The sequence below is a fragment of the Cryobacterium sandaracinum genome, from assembly GCF_004403415.1.
Taxonomy (GTDB): Bacteria; Actinomycetota; Actinomycetes; order Actinomycetales; family Microbacteriaceae; genus Cryobacterium; species Cryobacterium sandaracinum.
The window spans coordinates 143,908-151,650 of the sequence record NZ_SOGO01000021.1 but is presented as its reverse complement, the minus strand read 5'-3'; the positions used below and the strand labels follow the sequence as shown (position 1 = coordinate 151,650).

Sequence of the window (7,743 nt, the reverse complement as noted above, 5' to 3'; positions counted from 1 at the left end):
CGCCAGCCCCGCGGCCCCGCAGCCCCGCAGCCCGCCGCCCGCCGCCGCGCCGCCGCGCCGCCCACTGCTCTCACCAATTCGACGGAGATTTGGCTCTGAACGGCGCTGTCGGGCGCTTTCTGCACCGCACGGGCCAAAATCTCCGTCGAATTGGTACGGGCTGGGGCTGAGTGTCTGGCGGATGCCCGAACCACAAAGGCGCTGCGGCACATCCGCTCGGTGTTGCGGCTAACGCAGGAGATCCGTCCGGCCGGGCCCGGGCACCCGCACGAGTTCTGCTCTGGTCCGTGTCGGGCGGGCAGCCCAGGCGACGGATGTCCTGAGTTGGCCACACGCGTGCGCTCGGCCGGCCTAACCAATTCGACGGAGATTTGGCCCTGAACGGCGCTGTCGGGCATTTTTCAGGCCCCACAGGGCAGAATCTCCGTCGAATTCGTTCACGCACCGGCGGGGTGCGAGCGGACAAGCGGAGGCAGGGAGTGGACGCCGGGCGAGGGTGGCGGCAGGAGAGGCTCGCTCCTATTTCGTGGCGGCGATGTCCGGAGCCTCGAGCCGCACGCGGTCGGCGGACTCATCGTCGGGCTGCTGCTGCGACGCGCGTTCCGCCGCCACCCGCTTGAGGTAGGTGCCCACTTCGCGCGTCTCCCGGGCTTCGTCCCAGCCAAGCACCCCGGCCATCAGCCGCGCGGCCACGGGCGCCGCCGAGACGCCGCGGTCCCAGGCCTCGATCGAGATGCGAGTGCGGCGAGCCAGCACGTCCTCGAGGTGCAGGGCGCCCAGATGCGTGGCCGCGTACACGACCTCCGCCTCGATGTAGTCGTCGGCCCCCGGCAGCGGGTCCGCCAGTGACGGGGTCTTGCGGATCAGGTCGAGAAGCTCGTCGGTCAGGGTGCCGTAGCGGTTCAGCAGGTGCTCGACGCGGACGGTGTGCAGGCCGAACGCCCGCGCGATCCGGCCGCGCTTGTTCCAGGCGGCCTGGTAGCCCTCGGCGCCGAGCAGCGGGATCTCCGCCGTGGTGGAGGCCGGGACCCGTTCGTCGAAGGCGTCGACGGCCGCATCGATCGCATCCTTCGCCATCACCCGGTACGTGGTCCACTTTCCGCCCGCGATCACCACCAGGCCGGGCACGGAGTGTCCGACGAGGTGTTCGCGGGACAGCTTCGAGGTGCTCTCCGACTCCCCGGCCAGGAGCGGCCGCAGGCCGGCGTAGACTCCCTCGACGTCCTCCCGGGTCAGCGGCACCCGGAGCACGGCGTTCACGTGTTCGAGCAGGTAGTCGATGTCGGCGGCGGTGGCGGCCGGGTGCGCCTTGTCCAGATGCCAGTCCGTGTCGGTCGTGCCGATCAGCCAGTGTCGTCCCCAGGGGATCACGAACAGGACGCTCTTCTCGGTGCGCAGCAGCAGCCCCATGGCCGACTGGAACCGGTCCCGGGGCACGACCAGGTGGATGCCTTTCGACGCGCGCACCTTGAACGTGCCGCGTTCGCCGACCATGCGCTGCGTGTCGTCGGTCCAGACCCCGGTGGCGTTCACGACCTGCCGGGCCCGCACCTCGAACCGTTCATCGGTCTGCAGGTCGTGGGCGTGCACGCCGACCACCCGCTCACCCACCTTGATGAATCCTTCGACCCGCACCCGGCTGGCCGCGTGCGCCCCGTAGAACGACGCGGTGCGCACGAGCGAGGCCACGTAGAGCGCGTCGTCGACCTGCCCGTCGTAGTAGGTGATGCCGCCGACGATCGTGTCGGTGTTCAGGCTGGGCAGAAGCCCCTTCACCTGCCGCTTGGACAGGTGGCGGTGGTGCGGCACACCGGGGGCGCGCCCGCCGGTATATGAAAACAGGTCGTAGAGGAGCATGCCGGCGCCCACGTAGAAGCGCTCGGTGACGCGCTTCCTGAGCGGGTACAGGAACCGCACCGGCTTCACCAGGTGCGGGGCGATGCGCTGCAGGAGCAGGCCACGCTCCGTCAGAGCCTCGCGCACCAACCGGAAGTCGGCCTGTTCCAGGTAGCGGATGCCGCCGTGCACCAGCTTGGACGACCGGCTCGACGTTCCCGACGCCCAGTCCCTGGCCTCGAGGATTCCCACGCTCAGGCCGCGGGTGACCGCGTCCAGGGCGGCTCCGGTGCCGACGATGCCGCCGCCGACCACGAGGATGTCGAGCTCTTTGCCCTTCAGCCGTTCGAGGGCCGCAGCTCGTTCCTCCGGACCCAGTTTCGTGGATCGCGACGCCGAATTACCTGGTGCCATGTGCTCACTCCCATTCCGGATGGTGTGGTGCTTACCTGACGCTAATTCATACCGACGCTAGTTCACTCGGTGCGGCGCGACAACCGTCTAATTCCCCCGGTACGGGGCGACGACCACCTCGACGCGCTGGAATTCCTTCAGGTCGGAGTAACCGGTGGTCGCCATCGACCGGCGCAGCGCGCCGACGAGGTTCGCGGTGCCGTCGGCGATCGGCGTCGGGCCATACAGGATGGTCTCGAGCGGCGCCAGGGCGCCCACCTCGACCCGCTTGCCGCGGGGCAGCTTCGAGTGGTGCACCTCGGCACCCCAGTGGAAGCCGCCGCCGGGGGCATCCGTCGCCCGGGCCAGCGCGGTGCCGAGCATGACGGCGTCGGCGCCGCAGGCGATGGCCTTGACGATGTCGCCGGAGGTGTTGAGGCCGCCGTCAGCGATGACGTGCACGTAGCGTCCACCGGACTCGTCCATGTAGTCCCGACGGGCACCGGCGACATCGGCCACGGCCGTGGCCATGGGCGCGTGGATGCCGAGGGAGGCGCGCGTGGTCGAGGCCGCGCCGCCGCCGAAGCCGACGAGCACGCCGGCCGCACCCGTGCGCATGAGGTGCAGGGCCGCGGTGTAGGTCGCCGCCCCGCCCACGATCACGGGTACGTCGAGTTCGTAGATGAACTTCTTGAGGTTGAGGGGTTCCTGGTTCTGCGAGACGTGCTCGGCAGAAACGGTGGTTCCGCGGATGACGAACAGGTCGACGCCGGCGGCGACGACGGTCTCGTACAATTCCTGCGTGCGCTGCGGCGACAGGGCGCCGGCCACAGTCACGCCGGCCGCGCGGATCTCCGCGAGGCGGGCGGTGACGAGCTCAGGCTTGATCGGCTCGGAGTACATCTCCTGCATGCGCGCGGTGGCCCGGTCGGCGGGCAGCTCGCGGATCTCGGCGAGGAGCGGCTCGGGTTTGTCATAGCGGGTCCAGAGGCCCTCGAGGTCGAGCACGCCGACGCCGCCGAGCTGACCCATCATGATGGCCGTCTGCGGGGAGACCACGGAGTCCATCGGCGCCGCGAGGAACGGGATCGAGAATTGATACGCGTCGATGGTCCAGTCGACCGACACATCCTCCGGGTCGCGGGTGCGCCGGCTGGGCACAATCGCGATGTCGTCGAAGGCGTACACGCGGCGGGCGCGCTTGGAGCGGCCGATCTCGATTTCCATGATTTCAGTTTAGGTGCCGCGGCGCTCCTCGACGACGGATGCCGCGGGGTGCATCCTGAGGTGATGGACGTCACCGCCGACCCTCTGTCCTTCCTGCGCGAGCGCACCAGCATGAAATGGCGCAGTTTTCCCGCCGATGTGCTGCCGCTCTTCGTCGCCGAGTCCGACTTTCCGCTCGCCGAACCTATCCGGGACGCGTTGACAGCGGCGGTGCGGCGCAGCGACACCGGGTATGTCGCACCGGTCAACGGGCTTGGCGCGGCCTTCGCGGGGTTCGCCGGTCGCCGCTGGGGCTGGCAGGTCGACCCGGAGCAGGTGACCACGACGACAGATGTCAGCGTGGCCATCGTGGAGACCCTGCGAATGCTGATCAGGCCCGGCGACCGGGTTGTGATCACTCCCCCGGTCTACCCGCCGTTCTTCGACCTCGTGCCCGAGGCCGGCGGGGTGCCGCACGCCGTGCCACTCCTCGCCGGTCAGACCGGCTGGACCCTCGACCTGGACGGCCTCGAGCGCGCCTTCCGATCGGGCGTGCGCTGCGTGCTGCTCTGCAACCCGCACAACCCGATCGGGCATCCGCACACCGTCCAGGACCTTACGGCGCTGTCCGAGCTCGCCGCCCATTACGGCGTCACGGTCGTCAGCGACGAGGTCCACGCCCCGCTGACCTACACCGACGCCGCTTTCACGCCCTACCTCACGGTCTCCACCGAGGCCGCCGACCACGGCGTCTGCGTGACGAGCGCGAGCAAGGCCTGGAACCTGGCCGGCCTCAAATGCGCGCTTCTCGTCACCGCCGGCGAACGGATGCGCGCCGAGCTCGCCGCCCTGCCCCAGGAGGTGTCCTGGCGCACAAGCCAGTTCGGGCTGATCGCCGGCATCGCGGCGTTCCGCGACGGGGAGCCGTGGCTGGACGGGGTGATCGCGGCCCTCGACGACAATCGGCACGAGCTCGCCGCGCTGCTCGACGCGCAACTGCCCGGGGTCGGCTACCGGCAGCCAGGGGCCGGCTACCTGGCCTGGCTTGACCTGCGGAGCCTCGGCTGGGGTGACGACCCGGCGCTGGTCGCACTCGAGCAGGCCCGGGTCGCGCTCAGCCCCGGCCCGATGTTCGGCGAACCGGGCCGGGGCTTCGCGCGTCTCAACTTCGGGTGTTCACCTGAGGTGCTCGCGGAAGCGGTCTCCCGGCTGGCCGCGGCCGCCTAGTCGCCCTCGAGTACTGTCAGCGGCGGTAGTTGGGCGCCTCGACCACGATCTGCACGTCGTGCGGGTGCGACTCCTTGAGCCCGGCGGACGTGATCCGAACGAACTTACCTTTCTGTTTGAGCTCGTCGATCGTGCGCGCGCCCACGTAGAACATGGACTGGCGCAGGCCGCCGATCAGCTGGTAGGCCACGGCGGATACCGGTCCGCGATACGGGACCTGGCCCTCGATGCCTTCCGGGATGAGTTTGTCGTCGGAGGGGACATCCGACTGGAAGTAGCGGTCCTTGGAGTAGGAGGTCTTCGTGCCACGGCTCTGCAGCGCGCCGAGCGAGCCCATGCCGCGGTAGGTCTTGAACTGCTTGCCGTTGACGAAGACGAGCTCGCCGGGGCTCTCGTCACAGCCGGCGAGCAGGGAGCCGAGCATGACGGTGTCCGCGCCGGCGACCAGTGCCTTGGCGATGTCGCCGGAATACTGCAGCCCGCCGTCGGCGATGACCGGGATGCCGGTCTCCCGGGCCGCGAGCGACGCCTGGTAGACGGCGGTGATCTGCGGCACGCCGACGCCGGCGACGATGCGGGTGGTGCAGATCGAGCCGGGGCCGACCCCGACCTTGATCGCGTCGGCGCCGGCGTCGATGAGGGCCTGGGCGCCGGAGCGGGTGGCCACGTTGCCGCCAATCACGTCGACCTCCTCGAAGGCAGGGTCGGACTTCAGGCGACGGATGATCTCGAGCACCCCGGCGCTGTCGCCGTTGGCGGTGTCGACCACGAGCACGTCGACGCCTGCCTCGAGAAGTGCGGTGGCGCGCTGCCAGGCGTCGCCGAAGAAGCCGATAGCCGCGCCGACGCGCAGTCGTCCGGCATCGTCCTTGGTGGCGAAGGGGTATTCCTCGCTCTTGTCGAAGTCCTTGACCGTGATCAGGCCCGTCAGGCGGCCGTGGTCGTCCACGAGGGGAAGCTTCTCGATCTTGTGGGTGGCGAAGATGGCGACGGCGTCCATCGGGGCCATGCCGACCTTGCCCGTGATCAGCGGTGCCGTCGTCATCACCTCGCGCACCCGGGTCGTGTGCTTTTTGGTGGTGGAGACGAACCGCATGTCCCGGTTTGTGATGATGCCCACGAGCACGCCGTCGGCGTCGACGACGGGAAGACCGCTGATCCGGTACTGCCCGCAGAGGGCGTCGACCTCCGCAACGGTGGCGTCGGGCGAAGTTGTTACCGGATTGGTAATCATGCCGGATTCGCTGCGTTTGACGAGGTCGACCTGCTCGGCCTGGTCCGCGATCGAGAGGTTGCGGTGCAGCACGCCGAGGCCACCCTCACGGGCCATCGCGATGGCCATCCGGGTCTCGGTGACGGTGTCCATCGCGCTGGACAGCAGCGGCGTGGCCACGCTGATCCGGCGCGTCAACCGAGACATTGTCCCGGCTTCACTGGGAATGACGTCGGTGTGCCCCGGAAGAAGAAGGACGTCGTCGTACGTAAGCCCGGTGAAACCGAACGGATCTGGCTGATCCATGAAACCCCTTTTAACAATGCAGGAAAGTGGAGAAAACGCGGCCATCCAACTCGATTACCGGCTTCTCAATGTTAAGCGACGTTGCGCTCTGCGCATTCCTCAGCAGAGAATCTAGGGAGTGTCGGCCGTCGTCGGAACATATGCGACATAATCTTCACTTACTGTCAACAAAGATGTTGGTAGGTGAGACCCGGGGCACGCTCGGTCACAGACCCAACGGTGCCGCCATGGAGGTGCAGTGAATTCCCCTGAAGCTGTTCGCAGATTCTCACCCAGAATGCTGGTGATCTTTTTCGGCCTGCTCTTCGCAGCCCTGACTATGTCCACATTCGCCACCGTCTCGGCCAGTCCGGCTCATGCCGATGAGGTCGGAACCGATCAGTACGAGTTCGTACTCACCGGCAATGTGCAGTTCGACCAGAAACCGCTCGACAATGTGCTGATCACCGTCGAGGGGGCCGGCTATGAAGCATCCGTGGAAACGGGTGCCGACGGCAAGTGGAAGGTCGGCGTGCCCGAGAAGGCCGCCTACACCGTCACCCTCGATGAGGAGACCCTCCCCGAGGGCGTCGTCGTCGCCAAGGGCGGCAGCGTGATCGAGGCGGAATTCGCGCTCACGAAGGTGAAGTCGGTCAACTTCTTCCTCGGTGAGGGCACGCGCACGACGGTGAGCTTCTTTGACCAGTTCATCAATCGGTTCGTCAACGGGCTGAACTTCGGTCTGCTCCTGGCCCTCGCCGCGATCGGGCTGTCCCTGATCTTCGGCACCACCGGGCTGAGCAACTTCGCGCATGCGGAGATGATCACCTTCGGCGCGCTGATGTCCCTCCTCTTCTCGGTCACGCTCGGCCTGCCGATCTGGCTGGCGATCATCATCGCCGTCGCGCTGAGCGCGGGCTTCGGCTGGAGCCTGGACGCGGTGATCTGGAAGCCGCTGCGCCGCAAGGGCGTCGGTCTGATCCCACTGATGATCGTGAGCATCGGCCTCTCGCTCGCCCTGCGCTACCTGTTCCAGATCTTCGTCGGCGGCGGAACGAGCCAGCTTCCGGGATCCGGCCTCGCCGACATGCAGCTGGGTCCGATCCGGCTCTCGATGATCGACGTGGCCAGCATGGGCATCAGCATCGTGGTGCTGTTGGCCGTTTCCTACTTCCTGTTGCGCACCCGCATCGGCAAGGCCACCCGCGCGGTCTCCGACAATCCCAGCCTGGCCTCGGCCAGCGGGATCGACGTCGACGGCGTCATCCGGATCGTCTGGGTGCTCGGTGGGGCCCTCGCCGGCCTCAGCGGAATTCTGTGGGCCTACTTCCGACCGGGCGTCAGCTGGGATATGGGTTTCCAGATCCTGCTGCTCGTCTTCGCGGCCGTGACCCTCGGCGGTCTTGGCACCGCTTTCGGCGCCCTGATCGGTTCGATCATCGTCGGCCTGTTCGTCGAACTGTCGACGCTGTTGCTTCCCTCCGACCTTAAATACGTCGGTGCACTTGTCGTGTTGATCCTGGTGCTGCTGCTTCGGCCGCAAGGCATCCTGGGTCGCAAAGAGAGAATTGGCTAGAAGGGCA

Annotated in this window: 5 protein-coding genes; 2 read left to right on the top strand and 3 right to left on the bottom strand. The window is 67.8% G+C overall.

From position 1 onward, the window contains the following. Window positions 1-519: 519 nt before the first annotated feature. Window positions 520-2,250: a glycerol-3-phosphate dehydrogenase/oxidase gene (locus E3T25_RS07255; protein ID WP_104100917.1), complete on the bottom strand. Its 1,731-nt coding sequence runs from the start codon at window positions 2,248-2,250 to the stop codon at window positions 520-522. Between the two features lie 87 nt (window positions 2,251-2,337). After that, window positions 2,338-3,456 carry a GuaB3 family IMP dehydrogenase-related protein gene (locus E3T25_RS07250; RefSeq protein WP_134373353.1) on the bottom strand — a complete coding sequence of 373 codons (1,119 nt, stop codon included), beginning with the start codon at window positions 3,454-3,456 and terminating at the stop codon, window positions 2,338-2,340. Window positions 3,457-3,519: 63 nt separating this feature from the next. Between E3T25_RS07250 and E3T25_RS07245 the strand changes: the two genes are divergently transcribed. Next, window positions 3,520-4,662, top strand: coding sequence for a MalY/PatB family protein (locus tag E3T25_RS07245; RefSeq protein WP_134342992.1), 1,143 nt, complete (start codon window positions 3,520-3,522; stop codon window positions 4,660-4,662). 16 nt (window positions 4,663-4,678) lie between these two features. On the opposite strand, the gene guaB is transcribed toward E3T25_RS07245, so the two are convergent. After that, a complete protein-coding gene (gene guaB, locus E3T25_RS07240; protein ID WP_134373351.1) occupies window positions 4,679-6,181 on the bottom strand; it encodes an IMP dehydrogenase in 1,503 nt (500 codons plus the stop codon). A 277-nt stretch (window positions 6,182-6,458) separates the two neighbouring features. On the opposite strand from guaB, the gene E3T25_RS07235 reads away from it, so the two are divergent. Next, a complete protein-coding gene (locus tag E3T25_RS07235) occupies window positions 6,459-7,736 on the top strand; it encodes a branched-chain amino acid ABC transporter permease (RefSeq protein ID WP_134373349.1) in 1,278 nt (425 codons plus the stop codon). Window positions 7,737-7,743 lie beyond the last annotated feature (7 nt).